Here is a 25,622-nt window from a genome sequence, read left to right as displayed (position 1 = left end):
GGGGGGTGACGCGCCGTCGCGTCCGCGTCGCGGTTCGGGGGACATCCGCCGTAGGCCCTCGGGACAAGCCCGAGGGTGACGGGGGAAAAGGAAAAGCTCGGCCTGATCGGCTTCGGCGCCTTCGGGCGGCTGACGGCGCGGCATCTGTCGCCCTGGTGCGACATCCTCGCCCATGATCCGGCGGCGACTGACGCAGAGGGCGTCGCGACCCTGACCGACTTGGCGACCGCTGCGGCCTGTCCGACGGTGGTGCTGGCCGTGCCGGTCGAGGCGCTGGAGGCGACGCTGATCGCCATCCGCCCGCATCTGGCGCCCGCCGCCCTGGTCGTCGACGTGGGGTCGGTGAAGGTGAAGCCGGCGCAGGCGATGGACGCCCTGCTGCCGCCCGGCGTGCGGATCGTCGGCACCCACCCGCTGTTCGGCCCGCAGAGCGGCAAGGACGGCATCGCCGGCCTGCGTATCGCCGTGTGCGAGGTGCGGGGCGGAAAGGACGCCCGCCGCGTCGCCGCCTTCTGCCGCCGCGCGCTAGGGCTGAAAGTGTTTCAGGTCAGTCCCGAGGATCACGACCGCGAGGCCGCCACCGTCCAGGGCCTGACCCACCTGATCGCCCGCGTCCTGATGGCCATGGAGCCCCTGCCCACGCGCATGACCACCGCCAGCTTCGACCGGCTGATGCAGGCCGTCGACATGGTCCGCCACGACAGCCCCGCCGTCTTCCGCGCCATCGAACGCGACAACCCCTTTGCGGCCGAAGTGCGGGAGCGGTTCTTTGCGTTGGCGGATGAGGCGCGGGGAGGGTTGGGGGAGGGGATTTGATATTGAGGCAATGGTATTACAGAGCAACCGATCAGCCAGCTTGGCAACACCGCTTAGGAATTCTGGCGCAAAGGAATCCCTGTCAAATGCACGACGGCCGAAGGGTTGTTGACGCCTTTTTGCGTTAGTAATTCCAACATCGCTGACCGAACAGCTACAGGATACTGCGTTGGTCCAATAAGTAGTCTTTCAAGTTTATCTAACGCAGAACGGCCTTGTGCTTGCGTCACCATGGGTAGTTTCAACACCGGCTGTGGCACGCCACCGACCACCTCTATTGACCTCGTCAGCAGGCCCAGATTGGTTGGATCAATCGAGAAAATTCTCCACTCCCGCTCCTCCCTAAAGCCTGGGTGCTTGACGCACAGCATGGCCATGAGTGCGGCGTGGTAGATGCAGGTGAAGAAGTCGTCCGGCGAAAGACGCTTCAACTCGTCTACGTTGGCGAGCAGTCTGTTCGCCAGCTTCTCGAACTCGTCTGAAAATTCGATTTCAGACATGTATTCGACCGGACTGTAATAAGCGCCGAACCCATCGTCCTCTACGGCAAATATCTCGCCAGAAAACACCATCGCGATGCCGGTTTGGGCCGCATAGGCACGCCACATCGAAAGCCTGCCATGCTCATCGTCCTTAGCATCGTGCTCCGAGACGCACGCAATAAAGGTCTCAGCGAACAGCTGTCTCAGAGAATTGCTGGTGATATGGTTGAATAACCGATCAGCAGTGCCCGGGTGGATCGTTTGCAGCGTGGCTCGAAGGCCGATTCCCTTGGGAGATGACCAGTTTCTAATGAACATGTCGTAGCCATGCCTGACCTCGCTGAAGTCGTTCATGCACGAGGGCGAGCGCAGCCATATCTCGCTGTTTGCTAAGATGTCTTTTGCAGTCGCCCCGTTCGTATAATAGGCGAACCGTTGTCCTTGGTTTCTAGCTTGAGCGATGCGCAACGCCGCTCTCTGGTGAAAGATTTCAAACAGCTCGGGTTCAGTCAGCATTTTCGCCCTCCAACCCTACCCTAACAGGCCACACCCCTTTTCATCTCCACGAACTTCTTCGGTCGCGATGTGCGCTTCCCGCCCCTAGCTGACGTTCGGAACGTCCGCTCAAAGCCGCGCTCAACGCCCATTCGCCCGAATGAACGCCCCCACATCCTCCGCCACGCCCGGCGCGAGCGGCAGCGCCGGGTCGGCATAGGTCGCCATATTCGCCGCCCGGTCGGCGGGGGCGGTCTTGAGGAGGTGGTTGACGCCGTCCCAGAGTTTCAGCGTGGCCTTGGGGTCGGCGGCGGCCAGGGCCTGGGCGTCCGCGACGCTGATCTGGAGGTCGGTGGTCCCCTGGCCGATGAAGACCGGGCCGTCGTAGGCGGCGAGCAGGGCGGCGGGGTCCAGCGGCAGCCACGAGATCAGATAGGGCTGGACCGAGGGGCGGAACAGGGCCGCCAGCGCGGGCGGCGTGTCGGCGACGGTGCGACCGGCCTCAAGCTCGGTCAGGGCGGCGAAGGCCTGGGTCTTCATCGGCTCGGGCAGGGTGGCCAGCTGTTCGCGCAGCACCGCCCCCGCCGGACGACCGGCGCCGGACAGCAGGACCAGACCGCAAATCTTGTCGTCGTTTTCGACCGCCTTCAGGGCGACCAGGGCGCCCTCGCTGTGGCCGATCAGCCAGGCGCAGGGCAGGCCCGCGCGCGAAGCGGCCTCCGTCGCCCAGGCGCGGGCGTCGGCGGCATAGGCGTCGAAGCGCAGATCGGCTTCGGCCGGACCCGCCGCCGCGCTGGCGGCGATGCCGCGCTTGTCGATGCGGACGGTGGCGATCCCCTGTTGCGCCAGACCTTCGGCCAGCAGGCGATAGGTCGAGGCCGAGACGCCCAGCGGGCTGTTCCCATCCCGATCCGTCGGGCCGGAGCCGGGCAGGATGACGGCGACGGCCGTGGCGCTGTCGGGCGCCAGCAGGGTTCCATGAAGCGGCGCGGGCTGTGACGGCAGGGCGATCTCGGTCGAGGCCGGACCGGCGAGCAGGCTGGCGGCGAAAAGGGCTGGGATCAGCATCAGCATGGCGGGCGCCTTTAGAAGTGTCGGCGTCATGAGGCCCTTGGGCGAGGGCGAAAAGCAAGGCAGCCCAACCGCAAAATGTCGCAACCCAGGCCTCTGCCATTGCAAGCCAGTCGCAACGAGGCGTATGGGAGCGCCTTCCTCCCTGCGTTGATAATGCGTTGCAATCCATGATCCGTTTTTCCCGTCTCGCCTGCGCCGTCAGCAGCCTGGCCCTGGCCGCCGCCACGCCCGCCCTGGCGCAGCAGGTTCAGCCGAACGTGGCGGAACTGGGCGAGATCGTCGTCACCGGCGGGTCGCAGGTCGGTCTGCCCGGCGTCTACGCCGGCGGTCAGGTGGCGCGGGGCGGCCGTGTCGGCCTGTTCGGCGCGCTGGACACGATGGACACGCCGTTCAACGTGACCAGCTATACCGAGACCCTGATCCGCGACCAGCAGGCGCGCAGCGTCGGCGACGTGCTGCAGAACGATCCGGCTGTGCGCGTGACCAAGGGGTTCGGCAATTTCCAGGAAGTCTATCTGATCCGGGGCTTCCCGGTTTACTCGGACGACATGACCTACAACGGCCTGTACGGCGTGCTGCCGCGCCAATATGTGGCGCCGGAACTGCTTGAGCGGGTCGAGGTCTTCCACGGGGCCACGGCGTTTCTGAACGGCGCGGCGCCGGGCGGCAGTGGCGTGGGCGGCGCCTTCAACCTGGTGCCCAAGCGCGCGACGGGCGCGGACCTGAACCGTCTGACGGCCGGATGGGAAGGCGGCGACGAGATTTACGCCGCCGCCGATCTGGCGCGGCGTTTCGGCGCCGACGACGCCTGGGGCGCGCGCCTGAACATGGTCAGCCGGGCGGGCGAGGGCGCGGTCGAGGATCAGCACAGCGAACTGCGCGTGCTGGGTCTGGGCGTGGATCGTCGCGGCGAACGCGCCCGCTTCTCGGCCGACCTGGGCTGGCAGGATCACCGCATCGACGCGCCGCGTCCGCAGGTGACGCCGAACGGCGCGTTGCCCGAGGCGCCCTCGGCCGACGCCAACTTCGCCCAGCCCTGGACCTATACCGACGACGAACAACTGTTCGGCGCCGCGCGCGGCGAGTTCGATCTGACCGACCGCGTCACCGCCTGGGCGGCCGTCGGCGGGCGTCGGGGCGAGGAGGACAACGTCCTGGCCAATCCGAACGCCAATGCGGACGGGTCGCTGAGCGCCTATCGCTTCGACAATGTGCGCGAAGACACGGTGTGGGCGGGCGACGTCGGCCTGCGCGCGGACGTGACGACCGGACCGGTCGGACACCGGCTGGTGGCCTCGGCGTCGCAGGTGCGGTCCAAGTCCAGGAACGCCTACGCCTTTTCGGACTTCGCCGGTTTCGCCAGCGATCTGTACGACCCGATCGACGTGACGGCGCCGACGCCCGACTTCTTCGTCGGAGGCGACCTGTCCGACCCGCTGGTGACGGAACGGGTGAACAACCGTTCGATCGCCTTTGCGGACATGATGTCATTCTTGGACGGTCGCGTGCTGGCCACGGTCGGCGTGCGCTATCAGGAGATCGAGACGCGGTCGTTCGACTACAACACCGGCTCCGCGCTGTCGGACTACACAGATGATGCCTGGACCCCGGCCTTTGCGGTCGTGTTCAAGCCCAGCGAACGCCTCTCGCTTTACGCCAACTACGCCGAGGCGCTGCAGCCCGGCGGCATCACGCCGGCGCAGGTGCTTGGACTGCCGGTCGAAAATTCCAACGAGGTGCTTGCCGCGTTCCGGTCCGAGCAGATCGAGGCCGGGGTGAAGTATGATGCAGGATCGTTCGGTGGAACTCTGGCCGTCTTCCGGGCCAACAAGCCCCAGGCCTTCTTTGACGAGGGAACCGGCATCTACAGCGCTGACGGCGAGCAGGAAAACACCGGCGTGGAACTGGGTGTGTATGGGGAGCCGGTCGCGGGCCTGCGCCTGATCGGCGGCGCGACCTGGCTTGATGCGGAAATCACGAAAACGCCGGGCACGGGCATAGCCGACGACCTCACGGGCCTACGCCCCACCGGCTCGCCCGAGTTCCAGGCCAATCTCAATGCGGAGTGGGACGTGCCGATGGTTGCCGGCCTGACGCTGGAGGGGCGGGTCGTCTACACGGGCGAACAGCCGGTCAGCACCGACAATACGGTCGAGCTGGACGCCTGGACCCGGTTCGATGCAGGCGTGCGCTATGCCTTCGAGGCGGGCGGCAAGCCGCTGACCGTCCGCGCGCGGGTCGAGAACCTCGCCGACGAGGATCAGTGGGTGGCCGTGGGCGGCTATGCCCCGACGTCCGGCTATCTGACGCTTGGCGCGCCGCGCACGTTCCGCCTGTCGGTCTCGGCCGAGTTCTGAGCCGGATGAAGACGCGGACCATCCGCGCCTGGACCTGGGTGCACAAGTGGTCGAGCCTGGTCTCGACCCTGTTCCTGCTGATGCTGTGCGTGACCGGCCTGCCGCTGGTGTTCACGCACGAGATTGAAGAGGTGCTGCTGCCGCAGGCCTGGGCTCCGGCGAACCCGGAGGCGCCGCCGCTAAGCCTGGACGAGGTGCTGGCGGCGGGACTGGCCCTGCATCCGGGCGAGGTTCCGGCCTTCATGAGCTTCGACGAGGACCGGCCGGTGGTGAACGTCACCAGCGTCGATCCGAACGGGCCGGCGGGGAAATACAGTTTCGAGCCCATCGACCGCACCAGCGGCGAGGTGGCGCCGCCGGTCGCCGGCCATCCGGTGATGGAGTTCCTGCTTCAGCTCCACACCGACATGTTCCTGGGCCTGCCGGGCATGCTGTTCCTGGGCCTGATGGGCCTGATGCTGATCGCGGCGGTGGTGTCGGGGGTGGTGCTGTATGCGCCCTTCATGCGCCGGCTGCCGTTCGGCACGGTGCGGGCCCGGAAGGCCGCGCGGACCCGCTGGCTGGACTATCACAACCTGCTGGGCGTGGTGACGGCCGGGTGGGTGCTGGTGGTCGGGGCGACGGGGGTGGTCAACACCCTGGCCACGCCGATCCTGGCCTATTGGAAGAACACGGCGCTGAAGGACCTGACCCTCGCCTATGACGCCCCGGCGCCTGCGGGCGAGCGAGCGTCGCTGGATGCGGCGGTGGCGCGGGCGAAACAGGCGCTGCCGGGCATGAAGCTGCAGTTCGTGGCGTTTCCGGGGACCGACTATTCGACCGATCACCACTATGCCGTCTTCTTCCACGGCGACACGCCGCTGACGACCCATCTGACCACCCCGGCCCTGATCGACGCCCGGACGGGAGAACTGGCGGCCGTGGCCCCGATGCCCTGGTATGTGAAGGCGCTGTCGCTGTCGCAGCCGCTGCACTTCGGCGACTATGGCGGGCTGGCGCTGAAGATCCTGTGGGCGCTGCTGGACATCGCCACCATCGTCATCCTGGCGTCCGGCCTCTATCTCTGGCTGGGCAAGGGACGGCGGAAGCCGGCATGAGCCGCAAGGACCTGAATATCTGGGCCATCTTCGGTGCGCCCGTCGTGGTGTTCGTACTCAGCCTGACGGGACTGATCGGCGCTCTGCTGGGAGACGGAGCCTGGGATGCGGTCTTTTCGACCCTTCTGGCCTCGACCGTGGTCGTTACTGTCTGGGCGCTGATCCGGCGCCGACGGTGATCGGCGTCAGATCGAGAAGCTGACGCCGCAGCCGCAGCTGGAGGCGGCGTTGGGATTGCGGACGACGAACTGGGCGCCGGCAAGTTCGTCGACATAGGCGATCTCGGAATTCTTCAGGAACGGGACCGAGACGGGGTCGATCACCGCCGCCTGGCCGTCGGCCTGGATCCGCAGGTCGTCATCCTCGGCCGTCTCGACCAGTTCGAACCGGTACTGGAAGCCCGAACAGCCGCCGCCGTCCACCGCGACACGCAGCATTAGCGTCTTGCCCTCGGCCGCGCCCAGTTTGGCCAGGCGTTTGGCGGCGCTGACGGCCAGGACGATGCCTTCTGGCGCGCGCGTGGCGACGCTGAAGGCGGGTGTGGACGGTTCTGTGGATTGGACGGTGCTCACGGCTGTCTATATGAGGCGCGCAAGGGCGTTCGCAAAGGGCCGCCCGCTTCAAAGTTGATCACTTGAGCCAGACAGACCTCGCGACCTACGCTGAACGCGCCGACCTGACCTTGGGGCGCCGCGTTCCCGAGCCGGTTAGCCGGACCCGCACGGCCTTTGCGCGTGATCGCGACCGGATCATCCATGCGACGGCGTTTCGGCGGCTGAAGGAGAAGACCCAGGTCTTCGTGGCGCACGAGGGCGATCATTATCGCACCCGCCTGACCCATTCGCTGGAGGTGGCGCAGATCGCGCGGTCGCTGGCCCATGCGCTGAGGCTGGATGACGATCTGGCCGAGACCATCGCCCTGGCGCACGACCTGGGCCACCCGCCCTTCGCCCATGCCGGCGAGGACGAGTTGGTGGTGCAGATGGCCGGGCATGGCGGGTTCGACCACAATGTCCAAAGCTTCCGCGTCGTGACCGAGCTGGAGAACCGCTATCCCCAGTTCGACGGGCTGAACCTGAGCTGGGAGACGGTCGAAGGGGTCATCAAGCACAACGGCCCGGTGTCGCACCGGCTGGACGAACCGGCCTGGTCGGTGGTGCGGCCGTATCGGACGGGCGGGGAGGCGGGCTGGGACCTGCGCCTTGGGACGTTCGCGTCGCTGGAGGCCCAGTGCGCGGCCGTCGCCGACGACATCGCCTATAACAACCACGATGTGGACGACGGGGTGCAGGCGGGGCTGATCACCCTGCAGGATCTGGATCAGGTGCCGCTGATCGGGCCGATGCTGGCGCAGGTGCGTCGCGACTATCCCGCCATCGACGACCGGATGCTGCGGATCGAGGCCGTTCGGCGGATGATCGGCGTCATGGTCGAGGACGTGCTGGCCGAGACGGCGCGGCGGCTGGAAGACGGTCGAATCGTCACCATCGAGGACGTGCGGACGGCTAAGCGGACGATGGTGGATTTCTCATCGGGGATGCACGCGGATCTGGCGATCCTGCGCAAGTTCCTGTTCGAGCGGATGTATCGCCATTACCGCGTCAACCGCACGCGCAGCCAGGCGCGGCGGGTGCTGTCGCAACTGTTTGAGCTGTTCATGGCCGAGCCGGAGGTGATGCCGCCCGAATGGAGCACGCCCGCGATGACCCCGGACAAGACGCAACGGGCGCGCGCCGTGTGCGACTATATCGCCGGCATGACCGACCGTTACGCCATAGAAGTGCACCAGAAACTGTTCAGCCTCGACCTCGCCCTCGATCTGTGATTCGAAAGATGCACGCGGGGGCGTAGAGTGATCGTTCGGCGCGCCGATTCGCGCCTGACAGACGGCGGAGCGCGACCATGTCCTTTGATGACGACAACAAGCCGGGCCGGGGCGCCTATACGCCCCCGACCGATGACGACCTGCCGTTCCGTCGCAACAGCTATGACCCGCGCAGTGGCCGCAATGTCGGCTCGGGCGGGGGCAAGGCGCCGCCGGTCACCCTGATCATCAGCGCGGTGGTTCTGCTGCTGCTGATCGTGGCCGTGATCTTCTTCTATCGCTCTGGCATGCGCGCCTCGACTGACGCGCCGCCTGCGGTGGGCCAGCCCGTCGGCGAGATGAAGACGGCGCCGCCCGTCGACGCCCAGCCGATCGATCCGGCAGAGGGGGTGCGCGTCTATCGCGACGAGGGCGAGACGACCGACGCTCCCGTGACCTTCACCCCGCCGCCGGAAGCGCCCCAGCCGCGTCCCGCCGCGCCGCCGACCGCAGCGCCAACCGGTCAGGGCCTGCCGCCCGCCGCCACGAGACCCGCAGCCCCCGCGCCGCGTCCGACGACGCCTGCTCCGGCCGCACCGGCGACGACGGCTCCGGCCGCTGCGACGGGCTCGGCCGCGGTGCAGATCGGCGCCTTCTCCTCGACTGAGATCGCCGACCGCGAATACGCCGCCGTCGCCGGCCGGTTCGGTCAATATGCGTCGGGCGCCCAGAAGCGGGTGACCGAAGTGACCTCGTCCAGCGGTTCGACCCTGTACCGCACCACCTTCTCGGGCCTGTCGCGCGAGCGGGCGGTCGCCTTCTGCAATGCGCTGAAGGCCGCCGGGCGGGACTGCATCGTTCGGTGATGCGGTTTTACCTTCCATCACCCTCGGGCTTGTCCCGAGGGCACACCCGTCCGCATCGCGGTCGACGGGGCGAGGGGAGGGGATGTGCGTCCCGTTCATGCATTCTGGGCGCTGAACCGTGGGCCCTCGGGACAAGCCCGAGGGTGACGGTGAGGGGGATATGACCTCCGCCGCCATCTACGGCTGTTCGGGCCATCGGCTTACGGAGGACGAGCGGGCCTTCTTCGCCGATGCGCGTCCGTGGGGTTTCATCCTCTTCCGGCGCAACATCGACACGCCTGAGCAGGTCAGGACGCTGACCGACGAATTGCGGGCCGTCATAGGAGATCCCGACGCGCCGATCCTGATCGATCAGGAGGGCGGGCGGGTCCAACGGATGGGGCCGCCGCACTGGCCCAAATATCCGCCGGGGAACGCCTATCTGAAGGCGTCGAACGATCCGATGGACGCCCGCGAAATGGCGCGGCTGGGCGCGCGGCTGATGGCGCACGACCTGAAAGAGGTCGGCATCAACGTCGATCTGCTGCCGGTGCTGGACGTGCCGGTGCCTGGCGCCCACGACATCGTCGGCGACCGCGCCTATGGCCGGGATCCGGTGATGGTCGCCCTGCTGGGGCGGGCGGCGGCGGAAGGCCTGTTGGCGGGCGGGGTGCTGCCCTGCATCAAACATATGCCGGGGCATGGCCGGGCCTTCGCCGACAGCCACAAGGACCTGCCGACGGTCCATGCCGATTTCGAGACGCTGGACGGCTGGGACTTTGCGCCATTCAAGGCGCTGTCGGACATGCCCCTGGCCATGACGGCGCACATCGTCTTCACCGCCGTGGACAAGAAGCGCCCGGCGACCCAGTCGAAGAAGGCCGTGAAGATGATGCGCGAGCATCTGGGCTTCTCCGGCCTGATCATGACCGACGACCTGTCGATGCAGGCGCTGAGCGGATCGGTGGGCGAGCGGGCGCACCGGTCGCTGAAGGCCGGGTGCGACGTGGTTCTACATTGCAACGGCGACATGGCCGAGATGCAGGCGGTGGCCGAGGCGACCGGCAAGCTGAAGGGCAGGGCTAGGGCGCGGGCCGAGGCGGCGATGGCGCGGATCGTGCGGACGCCGGAGCCGCTGGATCCAGTCGCGGGGCACGAACGCTTCTTCCGTGCGATGGGCGGTCGGCTGGACGCAGCCACGGGGCCGGACGTGGGAGAGACGCAGGCATGAGCCACCTGGACCGTCCCGGCCTCAAGCAGCGCGAAGCGCGGTAGGCCAAGAAAGATGTCCGAGTCCTTTCAGCCGAATCTGGATTTCACCGCCGTCGCCGAGGTCGAGGATCGCGAGGCCTTCGTGGTCGATCTGGACGGTTATGAGGGGCCGCTGCACGTCCTGCTGGCCCTGGCGCGGAACCAGAAGGTCGATCTGCTGAAGCTGTCGATCACCCAGTTGGCGGAACAGTATCTGGCCTTCGTGCACGAGGCGCGGCGGCGCAACTTCGCCCTGGCGGCGGACTACCTCGTGATGGCGTCGTGGCTGGCTTATCTGAAGTCGCGGCTGCTGCTGCCGCGCACCGAGAAAGACAAGGGCGAGGAGCCGCCGGCCGAGCAGATGGCCGCCGCCCTGGCCTTCCGCCTGCAGAAGCTGGAGGCCATGCGGCGCTCGGTCGAACAACTGATGGCGCGACCCCAGCTGAAGCGTGACGTCTTCACGCGCGGCGATCCTGAGGCGACGGTGATCGTGCCGTCGGACCGGATCGACGCCAGCCTGTACGAACTGATGAGCGCCTATGTGACCCAGCGTCGGCGCGAGGGCGCGCGGCAGTATTCGCCGGGCCAGCGGGTCGAGGCCTTTCCGCTGGAGGCGGCGCGCGACTGGCTGCGCGAGATCATGCCGAAGCTGGCCGACTGGACCCCGCTGGATCAGGTGGCGCCGCACCGGGAGGGCGAGGAAGGCCCCAGCCAGGCCAGCTTTACGGCCTCGACCCTGTCGGCCAGTCTGGAGCTGGTGAAGGAGGGGGCGATGGACATTCGACAGACGCAGGCGTTCGCCGAGCTGTTCCTGAAACGGCGCGGGCAGGGCCAGCCGCTGGAGCTGACGCCGTGAGCGACCTCTCGTTCCAGCCCGACGAGGCCGAGATCGAGCGGCGGGTCGAGGCCCTGCTGTTCGCCGCCGCCGGGCCGCTGACGGCCGCCGAGATCGCCGCACGGCTGCCCGAGAACTGCAATGTCGCGCGCGCCATCGCCGGCCTGCGCGCCCGTTACGAGGGGCGGGGGGTGGAGCTGGAGTGTGTCGCCGACCGCTGGCGGTTCCGCACCGCGCCGGACCTGGCCTTCATGATGACGCAGGAGCGCGAGGAGCCGCGCCGCCTGTCTAAGGCCGCGCTGGAGACCCTGGCTATCATCGCCTACCATCAGCCCGTCACCCGCGCCGAGATCGAGAGCGTGCGCGGCGTCAGCATCTCCAAGGGGACGCTGGACCTGCTGCTGGAGATGGGGTTCGTGCGGTTGCGGGGGCGCAGGCGCACGCCGGGGCGGCCCGTGACCTATGCGACCACGGATCGGTTCCTGGAGCATTTCGGCCTGGCGACCCTGTACGACCTGCCGGGCGTGCAGGAAATGAAGGCGGCGGGCCTGCTGGACCTGTCGCTGCCGGTCGGGTTCGAGGTGCCCGACCCCAGCCGCGCGTCGGAGGCCGACGACGAGGACGGCAGCCTGCCCCTCGACGACGAGGCGCCCGAGTTCGCCCAAGATTTCGTCGGCGAGACACGCTGACGCTGAACCACGTTCACGCAGTTTTAGTCAGCGCCGGCTAAGCTCAACTTTATGAGTGGCGTGATATCGAAAACGGGTTGGCGGGCATGGAGCACGTTCAGGATCGCGGTGATCCTGATGCTGTCGTCCATCATCGGCATGGCTGGCGTTCTTGGCACGGTCAGCCAGGGCATCGATGCCCACCAGGCCCGCAAGGAAGAGGCGCTGGTGCAGCTGCGCTTGACGCGGGCGCTGGAAATCATCGGCGAGAACCTGACCACGGCTTCGGTCTGGGACGAGGCGGTCGATCACATGGCGACGGGCGACGTGCCCTGGTACGATCGCACCATGGGCGCCTTCTACGCCGTCCAGCACAAGCACCATTTCACCCTGGGCTATGACGCGACGGGTCGGCTGTTCCGCATCAGCACTGAGGCCCGACCGGCCAGCGCCGAAGCCGGCGATCCATTCGCGCGCGCTGCCCGACCCTTGGTGGATCGGTTGCGCGCACAAGCCGCTGGTCGCGACCATTCGGTGACTGCGGACGCAGGCGTTCGTCTGAAGGCCGCCTTCGTGCGGGTGGGCGACGCCGTCTATGTGCTGGGCGCCTCGACCGTCGTGCGACATACGGCCCTGGGTGCGACGCCGGCGTCCGATCCGGTCGTCGCCTCGTTCAAGCCCTTCCTGGCCGAGTTGGATCTGTTGAGGACGCGACTGGCGCTGGATCGTATTCACTTCCAGCCCGGTGACGCCGCGCCGCCCCAGGGCATGATCGGCGTCGATGTGCGCGGCGACGGCGGCGATCTGTTGGGTCGCGTCGTCTGGGCGCCGGAACGACCAGGCTATCAGATCCTGACGCGGGCCGGGCCTCTGCTGCTGGTGTTGGTCGTGGTTCTGATCGTGGGCGCGGCGTCCCTGTTCTGGAACACGACCGCCGATGTGCGCCGTCTGCGGGCGTCCGAGGTCGCCCTGTCGGCGGCGCTGGAGCGGGCCGAGGCGGCGAACCAGGCCAAGACCCGGTTCCTGTCGAACGTCAGCCACGAACTGCGCACGCCGCTGAACGGGGTGCTGGGCATGGCCGAGGTGATCGGGGCGGATCTGGTCACGCCCCAGCAGCGAGACAGGCTGGAAATCCTGAAGGCGTCGGGTCGTCAGCAACTGCGGCTGGTCGAGGAGTTGCTGGATGTGGTGCGGCTGCGCGACGGGGCGGTGACGCTGGAGACGCGCCCGTTCCGGCCCGACAATCTGCTGCGGCGTGTCGCCAACGACTTCAACGGCGCAGCGCAGGCCAAGGGCCTGAAGATGACGGTCGAGGCCGCCGAGGGCGAATGGCTGGGCGATCCGGTTCATGTCGAGAAACTAATGGCGGCGTTGAGCGACAACGCCGTGCGGTTCACCCGGACGGGCCAGATCACCCTGCGGGCCGTCGCCGGCGATCAACTGGTGCTGGAGGTCGAGGACACTGGCCCCGGCATGGAGCCAGAGGCGGCGACGCGCCTGTTCGACGCCTTCACCCAGGGCGACGAGAGCAATACCCGCACAGCCGAGGGCCTGGGGCTGGGCCTTACGGCGGCGCATGGCCTGGCCGCGCTGATGGGCGGCAAGATCGAGGTCGTGACCGCGCCCGGCGTCGGCAGCACCTTTCGCGTCGCCCTGCCTTTGCAGGCTGTCGAGTAGGTTCTGCACCAACCACTTCCGTCACCCTCGGGACAAGCCCGAGGGTGACGGGATTTGAAACGAGATGGACTTCATCGCGCCCAGCGGGTTAGCGATTTAGGCCGTCAGAAGGCGCGGCAGTTTGAAGGTCACGGTCTCGCGGGCGCCGTCGTCTTCCGTCACCGTGGCGTCGAACCGGGCGCGGATGGCGTCCACCAGGCCCTCGATCAGCGGCTCGGGCGCAGAGGCGCCGGCGGTGACGCCGACGGTCTGGACCCCGTCGAACCAGATCCAGTCCACCTGGGACGCATCGTCCACCAGATAGGCGGCGCCGGCGCCGGCGCGCATCGCCACCTCGACCAGCCGCACCGAGTTGGACGAGTTCTTGGACCCCACCACCAGCACCAGCTCGCAGCCCTCACCCAGCGCCTTGACCGCATCCTGGCGGTTGGTGGTGGCGTAGCAGATGTCTTCCTTGTGCGGGTCGGGCAGTTCGGGAAAGCGGCGCTTCAGCACCTTCAGGATGCCCGCAGTGTCGTCCACCGACAGGGTGGTCTGGGTCGCATAGGCCAGGGGGGCGTCGCCGGGGCGTTCGAACGATTCGGCGTCGGCCTCGGTCTCGACCAGGCTGATGGCGCCCTGCGGCAACTGGCCCAGGGTGCCGACCACCTCAGGGTGGCCCGCATGGCCGATCAGGATGATGTGCTTGCCTGCGGCGTGATGGCGCTCGGCCTCGACATGGACCTTGGACACCAGAGGGCAGGTGGCGTCCAGGAACACCAGCTCGCGCGCCCGGGCGGTGGCGGGGACCGACTTGGGCACCCCGTGGGCCGAAAAGACGACCGGACGGTCGTCCGGGCATTCGTCCAGTTCCTTGACGAAGACCGCGCCCATGGCCTTCAGCCGCTCGACGACGTGGCGGTTATGGACGATCTCGTGGCGCACATAGACAGGGGCGCCGAACTTCTCGATGGCCCGCTCGACGATCTGGATCGCCCGGTCCACCCCGGCGCAGAAACCGCGCGGCGTCGCCAACCTCACCGAAATCGGGCGAAGCGGAGCGGCGGGGGGAGGAACATGCGCATTCATGGCCGTGAACCTAGTCGTTTGCGGCGCTGATCGCCATCGGACCCGTGTCGCGACGGGCGGGATTCTGTCGTCGTGAACAGCGGCGCATCGTCACGGCTTGTCCACAGGCGGCGAAAGTTGAAGTTCTACAACGGTTTAGAGCGTGATCACGACGCCTTGACCTATGGGCCGCTCACGATTAGTTTCCGCGCCGAATTCAGACCCGTTCGGACGCACCGTCCGGACGCTGAGCGCACAGGTCCTATCCCCCATGCCGGAATCGCGCGAAGAGGCGATCAAACGCCTCCAAGACAGCGCATCCGCATTGGAGGCGCGGACGACGGCGGAGAAATCCGCCGAGCTGACCGGCCATCAGGTGTCGGGTCAGGCCTACAAGATCATCGCCGAGCTTCTCGGCGGCGTCCTGGTGGGTCTGGCGTTCGGGGCGATCGCGGATTGGGTCCTTGGGATCCGTCCGTGGGGTTTGATCGGCGGGGTCCTTCTGGGCTTCGCCTTGTCGATTTACATGGCGCGTCGCACAGCCAACCGGCTGATGGCGCAGGCAAAGGCGTTGGGAACGTCGGCTTCGGCCGAACCCTATGTCGAGGCCGACGAAGACGGGGAACGATAGGGCTTCATGGCCGATCCGATTCATCAGTTTCAGATTCAGAAGGTCATCGACCTTCCTGACGTGACCCTGCCTGTTCTGGGCGTGGTCGATCTGGCGATCACCAATTCGCACATCGCCATGACGGCCGCCTTCGTGGTGATCGTCGGCTTCCTGGCCGCCGTGACGTCGAACGCCAAGATCGTGCCGGGGCGCCTGCAATCGGCGGGCGAGGGCATGTTCGGCCTGATCGACAACCTGGCCGATTCCATAATCGGTCACGAAGGCCGCAAATATTTCCCGTTCGTCTTCACCCTGTTCACGCTGATCCTGGGCATGAACATCCTGGGTCTGTTCCTGACCTTCACGGCGACGTCGCAACTGGCCATCACGGTCACCTTCGCCCTGATCACCTTCGGTCTGGTGCTGGTGGTCGGCTTCGCCAAGAACGGCCTGGGCTTCTTCAAGCTGTTCTGGCCCATGGGCGCGCCGCTGGCGCTGCGCCCCGTCGTCGGCCTGATCGAGTTCGTCTCCTTCCTGCTGCGTCCGGTCACCCTGGCGCTTCGTCTGTTCGGCAACATGCTGGGCGGTCACGTGGCGCTGAAGATCTTCGCCGGCTTCGTCGTGTCCCTGGGCATGCTGGGCCTGAGCGGCGGCATCGGTCTGCTGGCCTTCCCGGTCGCGGCCCTGTCGCTGGGCATGGTCGTCGCCCTGACCGCGCTGGAGTTCCTCGTGGCCTTCCTCCAGGCCTTCGTCTTCGCCGTTCTGGCCTGCATCTATCTGAATGATGTGGTCAACCTGGACCACGCCCACTAAGGGCCGGACCAGTCTCTTCACCCCAACCACCAACGACTTTAATCTAGGAATACAATCATGGACGCTGAAGCCGCCAAATACATCGGTGCCGGTCTCGCAACCCTGGGCATGATCGGTTCGGCCCTGGGCGTGGGCAACATCTTCGGTCAGTTCCTGGCCGGCGCCCTGCGCAACCCGTCGGCCGCTGCCGGTCAAGTCGGCAACCTGTTCGTGGGCGCCGCCCTTGCCGAAGCCCTGGGCATCCTGGCCTTCGTGCTCGGCATCCTGATGATCTTCGGCTGATATCAGCCGATTACGGCGCGCGGGGTTCGCCCGCGCGCCGCTTCATCTGATCCTGCAGTAGACGGTTCATGGCCAGCACCCAATCCAACCATGCAGTCCCGGCTTCGGTCGAAGCGGACCTGCACGCCGAGACGGCGACCGCCGCCGAGCACGGCTCGGGCGGCCTGCCGCAATTCCAGTTCGAACACTGGGCGGGCCAGATCGGCTATCTGCTGATCCTGTTCGTCGTCCTGTATCTGCTGGTCTCCAAGGTCTTCGCGCCACGCCTTCGCAAGGTGATGGACGAACGGGCCGACACCATTTCCACCGCCGTCGCCACCGCGCGTCAGGTCCAGGCCGAGGCCGCCGAACAGGCCGCTCTCGCTCAGGCCGAAGTCGCCAAGGCCCGCGCCGACGCCCGTTCGATGGCCGCCGCCGCCAAGGCCCGCGTGACCGAGGACGCCAACGCCCGCCAGGCTGCGGAAGAAGCGATCGTCAACGCGCGCATCGCCGAGGCCGAGGCCTCCATCGGCAAGACGCGCGACGCCGCCATGGCCAATGTCTCCACCATCGCCTCCGACACGACCGCCGCCATGGTCGAGCGTCTGACCGGCAAGGCCGCGACCGCAGCCGAGCTGGCTGCCGTCAAGGGAGCCGCCTGATGAACCTGATCTTCGAACACGGCATCTGGAGCTTCGCCAATGCGGAGATCTGGGTCGGCATCGGCCTGATCCTGTTCTTCGGCATCCTGGTCGCCGCCGGCGTGCCCAAGATCGCCGCCAAGGCCCTGGACGCCAAGGCCGCCAAGATCCAGGCGGACCTGGACGAGGCCGCCCGTCTGCGCGCCGAGGCCGAGGCCCTGCTGGTCCAGATCCGTAAGGAAAAGGCCGAGGCCGAGGCCCAGGCCGCCGAGATGATGGCTCAGGCCGAGGCCGACGCCCGTCGTCTGGAAGTCGAGACCAAGGCCAAGCTGGAAGAGACCCTGGCCCGTCGCCAGAAGATGGCCGAGACCCGTATCGCCCAGGCCGAGGCCCAGGCCTCCGCCGAGGTCAAGGCCGCCGCCGCCGACCTGGCCGCCAAGACCGCCGAACAGATCCTGACCGCCCGCATCGCCAGCGGCGCCAAGGATCCGTTGCTGGACAGCGCCATCGCCCAGATCGGCGATCGCCTGAACTGATCCGCACTCACGCTGAATGAAACAAGGCCCCCGACGTCGCCGTTGGGGGCCTTTTTCTTGGGCGCTCAAGCCGTGGTCAGTGGGCGTGTGCGCCGCCGATGATCGTGGCGCCCATACGCTTGTCGCGCGCCACCAGCCGGGCATAGACATTGCCCAGCACGATGCCGAACACGGCGTGGGTGATCAGCAGCCAGGCGAAGGTGCCGAAGCCGGCGCCGGCCGTGAAGGTTCGGTAGTTTCCGAACATGACGATCACCGCCATCATCAGCACCCAGGCGCCGACGGCGAAGACGATGCCCTTGGTCTCGGGCGTATCGGTCGGCAGTCGGGGACACAGGATGGCGAACAGCGGCCCCAGGATGAAGACGCCGCTGATGACGTGGACCACCCACCCGGCGGCCAGATTTCCAGGCATGCCCATCATGCTGGCGATGACCCCTTGGAAGGGATCGAACCAGTTGAGGAACAGATTGGGTATTTCGAGCAAGGATACGGCCATGGTCGCCGCAAACCCGGCGATCAGACCCTTTTGTACGCGTGACATCATGACCTTAGCGCCTCCCAACGCATGAGTGGTTCTCTGATAACGCGCTGACAGGATACGCCTGACTGGGGAGGACTGCGTTCACGTTGCCGTGGTTAGCGGTTGCAGCAACGCAACCGCAACAATATCCGCTAACTAGCGGAACAGCTTGCGGAAATAACGCCGCACCTGTTTGCGGCCGCGCGACAGGCGACGACCGGATCGCTTAACCACCACTTTTTCGGCGCGAAGGGCCTGTTGCCAGAAGACGGGCGCGAACTCAGGCTTCTTCCGCATCAGGCGACGGAAAGGATAGACCCATTTGGGGCGGGCGTACTGGGCGCGGATGAACTGGCGCTTGGCCCAGAACGAGCTCTTCAGGATCAGCATCAGGCCCACAGCGATGACCGGAATCCCGCCAGGCCCCGGCAGGGGCGCGATCAAAATCCCCAGCAGCACCACAAACAGGCCACCGATCATCAGCGCCCAGCGTTTCACCAGACGCAGCGTGCGGCTGCGCGGTTTCGAAGGCTGAGCGAGGAGAACGGAGAGGGAGGTCACGGATACGCCAGATGGGGAGGGGAGGTCGTTATGACAACGGTCGCCACGGCCGCGCGATCCCTCGTCGGGAAAGGAAAAGACGACCGTGACGACCTTGCCACAAACTTCTTAAGACCCTGCGTCGATGGCGGATCGGTGTCCGGCGAATGAAGCTTTGGTCATGAACCGCAGTCGTTCGCCGGCTGTTGCCGACGCGACACGGATCAGCCGTAGTGGACGCCGGTCAGACGCTCGGATTCCGCCCACAGCCGGCGCGCGACCTCGGCGTCGCGGGCCTGGGGCTTGATCTCGGCGGGGCCCGGCGGTCCCTTCATCTCCATGACGCGTTGCGGTCCATAGTAGTCGCCCCCCTTCACGGTGGGCCCCGTGGCGGCCAGCAGCGTCGGCAGGGCGCCGTCTGCTGCGGAATGGCTGATGAAGGGCTGAAGCAGTCGCCCCGCCGCCATCATCAATCCACCCGCGCCCGACTGGGCCGGACCATTGGCGATCAGGTCGGTCCGGGCGAAGCCGGGGTGGGCCGCCGCGCTGGTCAGCTTCCAGCCCTGCGCCTGGCTGCGCCGGTCCAGTTCGATGGCGAACATCAGCATGGCCAGCTTGGACTGCTGATAGACCGGCCATGGCTTGTAGGCCGTCTTTTCGTAGTTCGGATCGTCGAGGCGGATGCGCCCGCCTCTGTGGGCGATGCTGGACAGTTGCACCACGCGCGCCCCCTCATGCCTGGAATGGGTTGCGCTGAGCAGTGGCAGCAGCCGCCCCGTCAGGGCGAAGTGGGACAGGTAGTTGGTGCCGAACTGCATCTCGAAGCCATCGGCCGTGGTCAGTCGTTTCGGCAGGGCCATGACGCCCGCGTTGTTGATCAGGATGTCGATTGGCCGTCCAGCCTCAAGCTGGCGATCGGCGAAAGCGGCGATGGAGGACAGGTCGCCCAGGTCCAGCAGGTCAAACCTCACGTCTGCGCCGGGATGTCGTGCGCGGATCAGCCGCTCGGCCTCGGCCCCCTTGGTTGGATTGCGGGCGGCCAGCACCACTTCGGCGCCTTTTGCGGCCAGTACGAGGGCGGTTTCCAGGCCTAGACCACCGGTCGCGCCTGTAATGATGACAAGCTTGCCGCTTTGGTCGGGAATATCGTCTGTGGTCCAGGTCGTCATTTCGCTATCCTGTCGCTTAAACATGCTGTCTCGAAGGGTTCCGGCTTGCATATCTGCATCCGGTGCAAATATGCAAGAAGTGCAAGAAAAGATTCTTACCGCCGATCAAGGCCTGCGCGAGCGCAAACGGCTGGAGACGCACGCCCGTATCCAGGCCGAGGGCATGCGTCTGTTCCTCGACAGGGGGTTCGAGGCGACGACCCTGGACGATGTGGCGCAGGCGGCGGACGTGTCGCGCCGGACCCTGCTGAACTATTTCGGGTCCAAGGAGGAGATCGTCTTTTCGGCCAAGGCTGGGTTTCCGCAAATAGTCGCGGACGCCATAGCCGCGCGGCCGGCGGACGAACCCCTGCTGGACATGGTGGAGAACGCCCTGGTCGATCTGGCCCAGCAACCTCAGTCCGAAGAGACCAAGGCGGTGGCCGTCCTGATCCACGGCACACCCTCGTTGAGGGCGGGCGACCAAGCCAAATACGAACAGGTCGAGCGGCTGCTGGCCGAGGCCCTGGCGGCGCGCAAGGGCCTGGCGTCCGACGACATCGCCTGCCGCGTCGTCGCCGGGACGGCGGTCAGCATCATGAAGCTGTCGCTGGACGCCTGGCTGGCCCGCCCAGACGCACCGCCGGAGACGTTCGGGCGCGCGGCCTTTGCGGCGCTGAGACGGGCGGCACGCTAGAGGTCGCCGTTTAAACGACGTCATTCTCGCCCTTGTGGCGAGGGTTCAGGCTCCCGGTGCGTCCGCAGGGAGCACTCTCGTCAAACACCGGGAGTCTGGATCCTAGGGACAAGCCCTAGGATGACGGGGCTTTAGGTTTACGCCGCCTGGTTCGAGCCTGCCGGGGCCGACCAGCGCAGGACCGGCGAACGGGCGGCGCGGGTTTCGTCCAGGCGCTTCAGGGGGGCGTGGAAGGGGGCGCCCTTGAAGCGGTCGACGTCGCCGGCTTTCGCCGCCTGGGCCAGCAGGCGCATGGCGTGGATGAAGCGATCCAGTTCGGCCTTGGATTCGGTTTCCGTCGGCTCGATCAGCATGGCGCCGTGGACGACCAGCGGGAAATACATGGTCATCGGGTGGAAGCCCTCGTCGATCATCGCCTTGGCGAAGTCGAGCGTGGTGATGTCCGTGCCCTTCAGCCATTCGTCGTCGAACAGGGCCTCGTGCATGCAGGGGCCGTCGGGGAAGGCCGCCGACATCAGGTCCGACAGGCGGGCCTTGATATAGTTGGCGTTCAACACCGCGTCCTCGGCGACCTGACGCAGGCCGTCGGCGCCGTGCGACATCATGTAGGACAGGGCGCGCACATACATGCCCATCTGGCCCTGGAAGGCGCACAGACGGCCGAAGGCCTGAACCGCCTCGTCCTCCTCGCGCTCGATCAGGCGATAGCCGTTGTCGTCGTGCACGACCCAGGGGGCCGGGGCGAAGGGCGCCAGGGCTTCGGACAGCACCACCGGACCCGCGCCCGGACCGCCGCCGCCGTGCGGCGTCGAGAAGGTCTTGTGCAGGTTGATGTGCATGGCGTCGACGCCCAGGTCGCCCGGACGCACCCGGCCGACGATGGCGTTGAAGTTGGCGCCGTCGCAGTAGAAATAGGCGCCGGCTTCGTGGGTCAGGCGGCTGATCTCCAGGATGTCGCGCTCGAACAGGCCGCAGGTGTTGGGGTTGGTCACCATGATGGCGGCCACGTCGTCACCCAGCTTAGCGGCCAGATCGGCCACGTCCACGCGGCCGTCTTCGGTCTGGGCGACCTCGACGACGGTGTAGCCGACGAAGGCGGCGGTGGCCGGGTTGGTGCCGTGGGCGCTGGTGGGCACCAGCACCTTGCGGCGCTTCTCATGCTGGCCCGAGGCCTCATGGGCCGCACGGATCGCCATCAGCCCGCACAGTTCGCCGTGCGCGCCGGCCTTGGGCGACAGGGCCACGGCGGGCATGCCGGTTAGGGTCTTCAGCCAGTGGGCCAGCGTATCCATCAGCTCCAGCGCGCCTTGCACCGTCGAGATCGGCTGCAGCGGGTGGATGTCCGAGAAGCCGGCCAGGCGAGCCATCTTCTCGTTCAGGCGCGGGTTGTGCTTCATCGTGCACGAGCCCAGCGGATAGATGGCCAGGTCGATGGCGTGGTTCTTTTGGCTCAGGCGCACATAGTGGCGCATGGTTTCCGGCTCCGACAGGCCGGGCAGGCCGATCGGATCCTTGCGGACCAGGTCGCCAAGGTCGGAGCCGTCAGTCTTGGGTTCCGGCAGGTCGACGCCGGTCTTGCCCCAGCCGTCGCCTTCGAAGATCAAGGCTTCGTTCTGCAACAGTCCGCGACCGCCGGTCAGGGTGGCGGGCTTGGTCTGGACTTGGTTCGGGGCGGTCGGGCGCCCGACGGTGTTCATGGTGCTCATTGGACGGCTGTTCCATCAAATATGCGGGTGCCATTGCAGGCAGCGTTTAAAATTTCGTCGTCGATTTGGTCAGGACGAATAAAGCGCCAAGCACTAGGGCGACTTTCATTGAACTCGTCGGCTATTCCCGACCTATCAGTGCCTGAATAACTGGCGCCAGCTAGCTGACGCTGTTGCCGGGTGTCGCAGCGGTATTCATGAAGCAACATCATTGATCGGAATCCGGCTGCTTGAGCGCCTTCTTCTGAGAAGATCTCTATGTGAACCCAGGCTTTTACATTCGATCCAGTGCGAACAAGCGAACCTGAATCTACCCAGACCGCCATTGACGTGTTCATCGTTGCGAGCTCGTCGAAGTTTTCTGAAGGCACGTTCCTCTGAATCCACTCGATAACAGGCCCCCAGTCGCCCTCACCATTTCCGATTATTTCGTCGGAAATCAACGCAGGTTGGGAGGCGCGATTCGCTTGCGCACTCGCAGTCGTCACTAGGCAGAAACCTAGAATCCCGACGCAAATGGCAACTTCTAATTTCATCCCGCCAGCACCTTCGACAGGCTCTTGGCGAGGATCTGGATGTCGGCATCCAGCGTCGTCTCGGTCGCGGCGACCAGCAGGACGTCATCCATACCAGCGTCGGGGGCCAGGCGGCTGTAGGGCACGCCCGCCAAAATATGGTGCCCAGCCAGGGCATCCACAACCTCGGCCGCGTTCTTCGGCAGGCGCACCGCGAACTCGTTGAAGAAGCGCGAGGTCAGGATTTCGACGCCGGGGATGGCGGCCAGGGCGTCGCGCGTGGCGACCGCCTTCTCGTGGTTCAGCAGGGCCAGTTTGCGCAGGCCCGTCTCGCCCAGCAGGCTCATGTGGATGGTGAAGGCCAGGGTGCAGAGGCCCGAGTTGGTGCAGATGTTCGACGTCGCTTTGTCGCGGCGGATGTGCTGTTCCCGCGTCGACAGCGTCAGGACGAAGCCGCGCTCGCCGTCGGCGTCCACGGTCTCGCCGGTCAGGCGGCCGGGCATCTGGCGGATCAGCTTCTCGCGCGTGGCGAACAGGCCGACATAGGGGCCGCCGAAGTTCAGGGCGTTGCCAATCGATTGGCCCTCGGCCGCGACGATGTCGGCGCCCATCTCGCCAGGCGACTTCAGCAGGCCCATGGACACGGCCTCTGTGACCACGACGATCAGCAGGGCGCCGGCGGCGTGGGCGGCCTCGGCGATCCTGGTGACATCCGTCGCCGTGCCGAAGACGTTCGGGGTCTGGACGACGACGCAGGCGGTGTCGGGACCGATCTGGTCGATCACGGCGGCCTCGGCGTCGAAGGCCGGGGCCAGGACTTGTGTCTCGACGCCGACGGCGTGGACCACGGTCTCGGTCGCCTTGACGTAGTGGGGGTGGACCCCGCCGCTGATCACCGCCTTGTTGCGGCGGGTCACGCGGGTTGCCATCAGCACGCCCTCGGCCATGGCGGTCGACCCGTCATAGAGGGAGGCGTTTGCCACCGGCATGCCGGTCAGGTTCGCGACCTGGGTCTGGAATTCATACAGGTACTGCAACGTGCCCTGGGCGATTTCCGGCTGGTAGGGGGTGTAGCTGGTCAGGAACTCCGAGCGCTGGATCACGTGATCCACCGTCGCCGGGACATGGTGCTTGTAGGCCCCTGCGCCGCAGAAGAAGGGCACGGCGCCGGCCGTGGCGTTCTTGGCCGCCATGGCCGACAGGGCGCGTTCGACCTCCATCTCGCCCGCCACGCGCGGCAGATCCACCGGCCCGTCCAGCCGCGCCGCCTCGGGCACGTCCACGAACAGGTCGTCGATCGATTTCGCGCCGATGGCGGCGAGCATCGCCGTGCGGTCGTCGGGCGTCAGGGGGAGATAACGCATGGTCTTGTCCTGGGCCGTGAAAGGCCGAAGACCCGCTGACTCTTCATCAGCGGGTCCGATGGGTCTTAGAGGGTGGCGAGGAAGGCGTCGTAGGCGGCCTGGTCCATCAGGGCGTCCAGTTCGGCAGCGTCCGACACCTTGATCTTGGCGAACCAGCCGTCGCCTTCCGGGGCGGCGTTGACGGTTTCCGGCGCGGTCGACAGGGCGTCGTTGGACTCGACCACTTCGCCCGAGACGGGGGCATAGACGTCCGATGCGGCCTTGACGCTCTCGACCACGGCGAAGCTGGCGCCCTTGGCGACGGTCTTGCCGACTTCAGGCACTTCCACGAACACCACGTCGCCCAGGGCGTCGGCTGCGTGTTTGGAAATGCCCACGGTGGCGATGTCGCCGTCCAGGCTGACCCACTCGTGATCCTTGGTGAACTTCATGATCTGATCCTCAGACGGTCTTCGGTTTGCGGTAATAGCGTTGCGCCACGAAGGGCATGGCGACGACTTCGGCGGCGGCGGTCTTGCCGCGCACGATGACCTTCAGGTCCGTGCCAAGCGCGGCATAGGCCGGCGGCACGAAGCCCATGGCGATGTTCTTGCCCAGGGTGGGGGAGGGGCCGCCCGAGGTGACCTTGCCGATGACGTTACCGTCCATGTCGGCGATCTCGGCGCCTTCGCGGGCCGGGGCGCCTTCCTTGACGATCAGGCCGATGCGGACGCGCGACGGGCCGTCAGCCAGTTCCTTCAGGATGCGGTCGGCGCCGTTAAAGTCGGCGCGCTGCTTGCGCGACTTGGACAGGGCGAAGGTCAGCGCCCCTTCGACCGGGCTGGTCGTCGGGTCGATGTCGTGGCCGTGCAGCGGCAGGCCGGCTTCCAGGCGCAGGCTGTCGCGGGCGCCCAGGCCGATCGGCTTGACGCGGGCGTCTTCCAGAATGGTGTTCCAGACCCGCTCGGCCTGATCCGCCGGCACCGAGATCTCATAGCCGTCCTCGCCGGTGTAGCCCGAGCGCGAAACGTAGCAGTCGGCCCCGAAGAGCATCAGCCGGGCGCATTCCATGAAGCCCATCTCGGCCAGGATCGGCTCATGCGCCGCCATGACCTCGGCGGCTTCCGGCCCCTGGATGGCGATCAGGGCGCGGTCCAGCACCGTCAGCTTGGCGTCGCCTTCAAGATTGGCTTCCCAGAAGGCGAAGTCCTCGTCCTTATTGCCGGCGTTGACGACGACGAACAGGCCGTCGTGGTCGGGACGGCCGGCCATCAGGTCGTCGATGATGCCGCCGTCGGTGTTCAGCAGCAGCGAGTATTTCTGCTTGCCGGCCTTCAGGATTTCATAGTCGCCGGGCACGAAACGCTCGAACTGGGCGGTCGCGTCCTCGCCGGTGATCTTGCACTGGCCCATGTGCGACACGTCGAACAGGCCGGCGTGTTCGCGGGTCCAGCGGTGCTCGGCCAGGACGCCCTCATACTGGACCGGCATGTCATAGCCGCCGAAGCCCACCATCCGGGCCCCGAGGGCGCGGTGCGCGGCGTTCAGGGGCGTGGTCTTCAGGGCTTGATCGGTCATGGTTCAGGCTTTCACGGTCGCGTTTGTTGGCGGAGCTCCGCCGTCTTCGCGCCCCCGCTGTCCTGAAGCCTGAGAGATTCCGGCGACCAAATCATGTCGCCTTGCTCCGTCGGCGCGCCCATCGTGAGCGACTTTCCAGCGTCCGTATGCTGTCGCGGTCCATTTGCCTGAGCGTTTCCGGGGCGGTTGCGCCTTCGGCGTCGAGCCTGGTTTCCCAGTCAAGAACTCTCCCGCGAGAGCACTCGACCTAAGCCACCGACTCC

Annotated in this window: 28 protein-coding genes and 1 riboswitch; of the genes, 16 read left to right on the top strand and 12 right to left on the bottom strand. The window is 66.7% G+C overall.

Annotated elements, in window-relative coordinates; all coding sequences use genetic code 11:
* The first annotated feature begins 75 nt into the window (after positions 1-75).
* Positions 76-816, top strand: coding sequence for a prephenate dehydrogenase/arogenate dehydrogenase family protein (locus ACK4MH_RS00420; RefSeq protein WP_409713152.1), 741 nt, complete (start codon positions 76-78; stop codon positions 814-816).
* A 53-nt stretch (positions 817-869) separates the two neighbouring features.
* On the opposite strand, the gene ACK4MH_RS00415 is transcribed toward ACK4MH_RS00420, so the two are convergent.
* Both ACK4MH_RS00415 and ACK4MH_RS00410 read right to left on the bottom strand, forming a co-directional pair.
* Complete coding sequence (locus ACK4MH_RS00415; protein WP_409713149.1) at positions 870-1,814, bottom strand: DUF2971 domain-containing protein; 945 nt, start codon at positions 1,812-1,814, stop codon at positions 870-872.
* A gap of 120 nt (positions 1,815-1,934) precedes the next feature.
* Complete coding sequence (locus ACK4MH_RS00410; RefSeq protein WP_409713146.1) at positions 1,935-2,867, bottom strand: alpha/beta hydrolase; 933 nt, start codon at positions 2,865-2,867, stop codon at positions 1,935-1,937.
* Between the two features lie 167 nt (positions 2,868-3,034).
* On the opposite strand from ACK4MH_RS00410, the gene ACK4MH_RS00405 reads away from it, so the two are divergent.
* From ACK4MH_RS00405 to ACK4MH_RS00395, 3 genes are read left to right on the top strand one after another with little or no spacing between them, the layout of a single operon-like run.
* A complete protein-coding gene (locus ACK4MH_RS00405; protein WP_409713143.1) occupies positions 3,035-5,224 on the top strand; it encodes a TonB-dependent receptor in 2,190 nt (729 codons plus the stop codon).
* Positions 5,225-5,229: 5 nt separating this feature from the next.
* On the top strand, positions 5,230-6,321 hold the full coding sequence (locus ACK4MH_RS00400) for a PepSY-associated TM helix domain-containing protein (protein WP_409713140.1): 1,092 nt from the start codon (positions 5,230-5,232) through the stop codon (positions 6,319-6,321).
* A complete protein-coding gene (locus tag ACK4MH_RS00395) occupies positions 6,318-6,500 on the top strand; it encodes a hypothetical protein (RefSeq protein WP_409713137.1) in 183 nt (60 codons plus the stop codon). The genes ACK4MH_RS00400 and ACK4MH_RS00395 overlap by 4 nt, the downstream gene beginning before the upstream one ends.
* 6 nt (positions 6,501-6,506) lie before the next feature.
* Here ACK4MH_RS00395 and erpA read toward each other — a convergent pair whose 3' ends face one another.
* Positions 6,507-6,824: an iron-sulfur cluster insertion protein ErpA gene (erpA, locus tag ACK4MH_RS00390; RefSeq protein WP_409713986.1), complete on the bottom strand. Its 318-nt coding sequence runs from the start codon at positions 6,822-6,824 to the stop codon at positions 6,507-6,509.
* Positions 6,825-6,955: 131 nt separating this feature from the next.
* Here erpA and ACK4MH_RS00385 point away from each other — a divergent pair, with 131 nt between their 5' ends.
* From ACK4MH_RS00385 to ACK4MH_RS00360, 6 genes are all read left to right on the top strand, one after another.
* The gene (locus ACK4MH_RS00385) at positions 6,956-8,146 is read left to right on the top strand and encodes a deoxyguanosinetriphosphate triphosphohydrolase (RefSeq protein WP_409713134.1); all 1,191 of its coding nucleotides are present in this window, start codon (positions 6,956-6,958) and stop codon (positions 8,144-8,146) included.
* A 77-nt stretch (positions 8,147-8,223) separates the two neighbouring features.
* Positions 8,224-8,991, top strand: a complete 768-nt coding sequence (locus ACK4MH_RS00380) for an SPOR domain-containing protein (protein WP_409713131.1) — start codon at positions 8,224-8,226, stop codon at positions 8,989-8,991.
* Between the two features lie 160 nt (positions 8,992-9,151).
* On the top strand, positions 9,152-10,201 hold the full coding sequence (gene nagZ / locus ACK4MH_RS00375; RefSeq protein WP_409713128.1) for a beta-N-acetylhexosaminidase: 1,050 nt from the start codon (positions 9,152-9,154) through the stop codon (positions 10,199-10,201).
* A 54-nt stretch (positions 10,202-10,255) separates the two neighbouring features.
* Positions 10,256-11,077, top strand: coding sequence for a segregation and condensation protein A (locus ACK4MH_RS00370; RefSeq protein ID WP_409713125.1), 822 nt, complete (start codon positions 10,256-10,258; stop codon positions 11,075-11,077).
* On the top strand, positions 11,074-11,745 hold the full coding sequence (gene scpB, locus ACK4MH_RS00365; protein ID WP_409713122.1) for an SMC-Scp complex subunit ScpB: 672 nt from the start codon (positions 11,074-11,076) through the stop codon (positions 11,743-11,745). The genes ACK4MH_RS00370 and scpB overlap by 4 nt, the downstream gene beginning before the upstream one ends.
* Positions 11,746-11,862: 117 nt before the next feature.
* Entirely contained in the window at positions 11,863-13,401 is a 1,539-nt protein-coding gene (locus tag ACK4MH_RS00360; RefSeq protein WP_409713983.1) for an ATP-binding protein, read from the top strand.
* Positions 13,402-13,497: 96 nt separating this feature from the next.
* On the opposite strand, the gene ispH is transcribed toward ACK4MH_RS00360, so the two are convergent.
* Positions 13,498-14,469 carry a 4-hydroxy-3-methylbut-2-enyl diphosphate reductase gene (gene ispH, locus ACK4MH_RS00355; protein WP_409713119.1) on the bottom strand — a complete coding sequence of 324 codons (972 nt, stop codon included), beginning with the start codon at positions 14,467-14,469 and terminating at the stop codon, positions 13,498-13,500.
* A gap of 250 nt (positions 14,470-14,719) precedes the next feature.
* Between ispH and ACK4MH_RS00350 the strand changes: the two genes are divergently transcribed.
* The 5 genes from ACK4MH_RS00350 to ACK4MH_RS00330 all read left to right on the top strand — a co-directional run bounded on the left by ACK4MH_RS00350 (position 14,720) and on the right by ACK4MH_RS00330 (position 17,309).
* Positions 14,720-15,079, top strand: coding sequence for an AtpZ/AtpI family protein (locus ACK4MH_RS00350; protein ID WP_409713116.1), 360 nt, complete (start codon positions 14,720-14,722; stop codon positions 15,077-15,079).
* 6 nt (positions 15,080-15,085) lie between these two features.
* Positions 15,086-15,871: a F0F1 ATP synthase subunit A gene (locus ACK4MH_RS00345; protein WP_135195076.1), complete on the top strand. Its 786-nt coding sequence runs from the start codon at positions 15,086-15,088 to the stop codon at positions 15,869-15,871.
* 57 nt (positions 15,872-15,928) lie between these two features.
* On the top strand, positions 15,929-16,153 hold the full coding sequence (locus ACK4MH_RS00340; RefSeq protein ID WP_008261286.1) for a F0F1 ATP synthase subunit C: 225 nt from the start codon (positions 15,929-15,931) through the stop codon (positions 16,151-16,153).
* A 68-nt stretch (positions 16,154-16,221) separates the two neighbouring features.
* Positions 16,222-16,794 (top strand): hypothetical protein, encoded by a 573-nt coding sequence (locus tag ACK4MH_RS00335; protein WP_135195077.1) that lies wholly within the window; start codon positions 16,222-16,224, stop codon positions 16,792-16,794.
* Positions 16,794-17,309: a F0F1 ATP synthase subunit B gene (locus tag ACK4MH_RS00330; RefSeq protein WP_346496269.1), complete on the top strand. Its 516-nt coding sequence runs from the start codon at positions 16,794-16,796 to the stop codon at positions 17,307-17,309. Before ACK4MH_RS00335 ends, ACK4MH_RS00330 begins: the two co-directional genes overlap by 1 nt.
* 76 nt (positions 17,310-17,385) lie before the next feature.
* Here ACK4MH_RS00330 and ACK4MH_RS00325 read toward each other — a convergent pair whose 3' ends face one another.
* The 3 genes from ACK4MH_RS00325 to ACK4MH_RS00315 form a co-directional block, all read right to left on the bottom strand.
* Positions 17,386-17,856 (bottom strand): DUF6789 family protein, encoded by a 471-nt coding sequence (locus tag ACK4MH_RS00325; RefSeq protein ID WP_409713111.1) that lies wholly within the window; start codon positions 17,854-17,856, stop codon positions 17,386-17,388.
* Between the two features lie 132 nt (positions 17,857-17,988).
* Positions 17,989-18,393, bottom strand: a complete 405-nt coding sequence (locus tag ACK4MH_RS00320) for a hypothetical protein (protein WP_409713108.1) — start codon at positions 18,391-18,393, stop codon at positions 17,989-17,991.
* Positions 18,394-18,596: 203 nt separating this feature from the next.
* Entirely contained in the window at positions 18,597-19,541 is a 945-nt protein-coding gene (locus ACK4MH_RS00315) for an SDR family oxidoreductase (RefSeq protein WP_409713105.1), read from the bottom strand.
* 70 nt (positions 19,542-19,611) lie between these two features.
* Between ACK4MH_RS00315 and ACK4MH_RS00310 the strand changes: the two genes are divergently transcribed.
* Positions 19,612-20,217 (top strand): TetR family transcriptional regulator, encoded by a 606-nt coding sequence (locus ACK4MH_RS00310; protein ID WP_409713102.1) that lies wholly within the window; start codon positions 19,612-19,614, stop codon positions 20,215-20,217.
* Positions 20,218-20,354: 137 nt separating this feature from the next.
* On the opposite strand, the gene gcvPB is transcribed toward ACK4MH_RS00310, so the two are convergent.
* The 5 genes from gcvPB to gcvT all read right to left on the bottom strand — a co-directional run bounded on the left by gcvPB (position 20,355) and on the right by gcvT (position 25,359).
* The gene (gcvPB, locus tag ACK4MH_RS00305) at positions 20,355-21,923 is read right to left on the bottom strand and encodes an aminomethyl-transferring glycine dehydrogenase subunit GcvPB (protein ID WP_409713099.1); all 1,569 of its coding nucleotides are present in this window, start codon (positions 21,921-21,923) and stop codon (positions 20,355-20,357) included.
* Positions 21,920-22,459, bottom strand: coding sequence for a surface-adhesin E family protein (locus tag ACK4MH_RS00300; RefSeq protein WP_409713096.1), 540 nt, complete (start codon positions 22,457-22,459; stop codon positions 21,920-21,922). Before ACK4MH_RS00300 ends, gcvPB begins: the two co-directional genes overlap by 4 nt.
* Positions 22,456-23,802, bottom strand: coding sequence for an aminomethyl-transferring glycine dehydrogenase subunit GcvPA (gene gcvPA / locus ACK4MH_RS00295; protein ID WP_409713093.1), 1,347 nt, complete (start codon positions 23,800-23,802; stop codon positions 22,456-22,458). The genes ACK4MH_RS00300 and gcvPA overlap by 4 nt, the downstream gene beginning before the upstream one ends.
* A 65-nt stretch (positions 23,803-23,867) precedes the next feature.
* Entirely contained in the window at positions 23,868-24,233 is a 366-nt protein-coding gene (gcvH, locus tag ACK4MH_RS00290; RefSeq protein WP_409713089.1) for a glycine cleavage system protein GcvH, read from the bottom strand.
* A 10-nt stretch (positions 24,234-24,243) separates the two neighbouring features.
* Positions 24,244-25,359 carry a glycine cleavage system aminomethyltransferase GcvT gene (gene gcvT, locus ACK4MH_RS00285; protein ID WP_409713086.1) on the bottom strand — a complete coding sequence of 372 codons (1,116 nt, stop codon included), beginning with the start codon at positions 25,357-25,359 and terminating at the stop codon, positions 24,244-24,246.
* 145 nt (positions 25,360-25,504) lie between these two features.
* A riboswitch (glycine riboswitch) is annotated at positions 25,505-25,602 on the bottom strand.
* Positions 25,603-25,622: the final 20 nt, after the last annotated feature.

Source organism: Brevundimonas sp. (assembly GCF_046295075.1).
GTDB lineage: Bacteria > Pseudomonadota > Alphaproteobacteria > Caulobacterales > Caulobacteraceae > Brevundimonas.
Note: the sequence above shows the minus strand (reverse complement) of the source record. Positions and strands in the feature narration are given on the sequence as shown.

Bases quoted from the DNA above. Each gene is read 5' to 3' on its own strand.
- gcvPA (WP_409713093.1), bottom strand. From the start codon at position 23,802: ATGCGTTATCTCCCCCTGACGCCCGACGACCGCACGGCGATGCTCGCC.
- gcvH (WP_409713089.1), bottom strand. From the start codon at position 24,233: ATGAAGTTCACCAAGGATCACGAGTGGGTCAGCCTGGACGGCGACATC.
- ACK4MH_RS00330 (WP_346496269.1), top strand. From the start codon at position 16,794: ATGAACCTGATCTTCGAACACGGCATCTGGAGCTTCGCCAATGCGGAG.
- ACK4MH_RS00310 (WP_409713102.1), top strand. From the start codon at position 19,612: ATGCAAGAAGTGCAAGAAAAGATTCTTACCGCCGATCAAGGCCTGCGC.
- ACK4MH_RS00380 (WP_409713131.1), top strand. From the start codon at position 8,224: ATGTCCTTTGATGACGACAACAAGCCGGGCCGGGGCGCCTATACGCCC.
- gcvPB (WP_409713099.1), bottom strand. From the start codon at position 21,923: ATGAGCACCATGAACACCGTCGGGCGCCCGACCGCCCCGAACCAAGTC.
- ACK4MH_RS00340 (WP_008261286.1), top strand. From the start codon at position 15,929: ATGGACGCTGAAGCCGCCAAATACATCGGTGCCGGTCTCGCAACCCTG.
- nagZ (WP_409713128.1), top strand. From the start codon at position 9,152: ATGACCTCCGCCGCCATCTACGGCTGTTCGGGCCATCGGCTTACGGAG.
- ACK4MH_RS00400 (WP_409713140.1), top strand. From the start codon at position 5,230: ATGAAGACGCGGACCATCCGCGCCTGGACCTGGGTGCACAAGTGGTCG.
- ACK4MH_RS00410 (WP_409713146.1), bottom strand. From the start codon at position 2,867: ATGCTGATGCTGATCCCAGCCCTTTTCGCCGCCAGCCTGCTCGCCGGT.
- ACK4MH_RS00345 (WP_135195076.1), top strand. From the start codon at position 15,086: ATGGCCGATCCGATTCATCAGTTTCAGATTCAGAAGGTCATCGACCTT.
- ACK4MH_RS00405 (WP_409713143.1), top strand. From the start codon at position 3,035: ATGATCCGTTTTTCCCGTCTCGCCTGCGCCGTCAGCAGCCTGGCCCTG.
- ACK4MH_RS00370 (WP_409713125.1), top strand. From the start codon at position 10,256: ATGTCCGAGTCCTTTCAGCCGAATCTGGATTTCACCGCCGTCGCCGAG.
- ACK4MH_RS00395 (WP_409713137.1), top strand. From the start codon at position 6,318: ATGAGCCGCAAGGACCTGAATATCTGGGCCATCTTCGGTGCGCCCGTC.
- ispH (WP_409713119.1), bottom strand. From the start codon at position 14,469: ATGAATGCGCATGTTCCTCCCCCCGCCGCTCCGCTTCGCCCGATTTCG.
- ACK4MH_RS00350 (WP_409713116.1), top strand. From the start codon at position 14,720: ATGCCGGAATCGCGCGAAGAGGCGATCAAACGCCTCCAAGACAGCGCA.
- ACK4MH_RS00325 (WP_409713111.1), bottom strand. From the start codon at position 17,856: ATGATGTCACGCGTACAAAAGGGTCTGATCGCCGGGTTTGCGGCGACC.
- gcvT (WP_409713086.1), bottom strand. From the start codon at position 25,359: ATGACCGATCAAGCCCTGAAGACCACGCCCCTGAACGCCGCGCACCGC.
- ACK4MH_RS00335 (WP_135195077.1), top strand. From the start codon at position 16,222: ATGGCCAGCACCCAATCCAACCATGCAGTCCCGGCTTCGGTCGAAGCG.
- ACK4MH_RS00415 (WP_409713149.1), bottom strand. From the start codon at position 1,814: ATGCTGACTGAACCCGAGCTGTTTGAAATCTTTCACCAGAGAGCGGCG.
- ACK4MH_RS00300 (WP_409713096.1), bottom strand. From the start codon at position 22,459: ATGAAATTAGAAGTTGCCATTTGCGTCGGGATTCTAGGTTTCTGCCTA.
- ACK4MH_RS00360 (WP_409713983.1), top strand. From the start codon at position 11,863: ATGCTGTCGTCCATCATCGGCATGGCTGGCGTTCTTGGCACGGTCAGC.
- ACK4MH_RS00315 (WP_409713105.1), bottom strand. From the start codon at position 19,541: ATGACGACCTGGACCACAGACGATATTCCCGACCAAAGCGGCAAGCTT.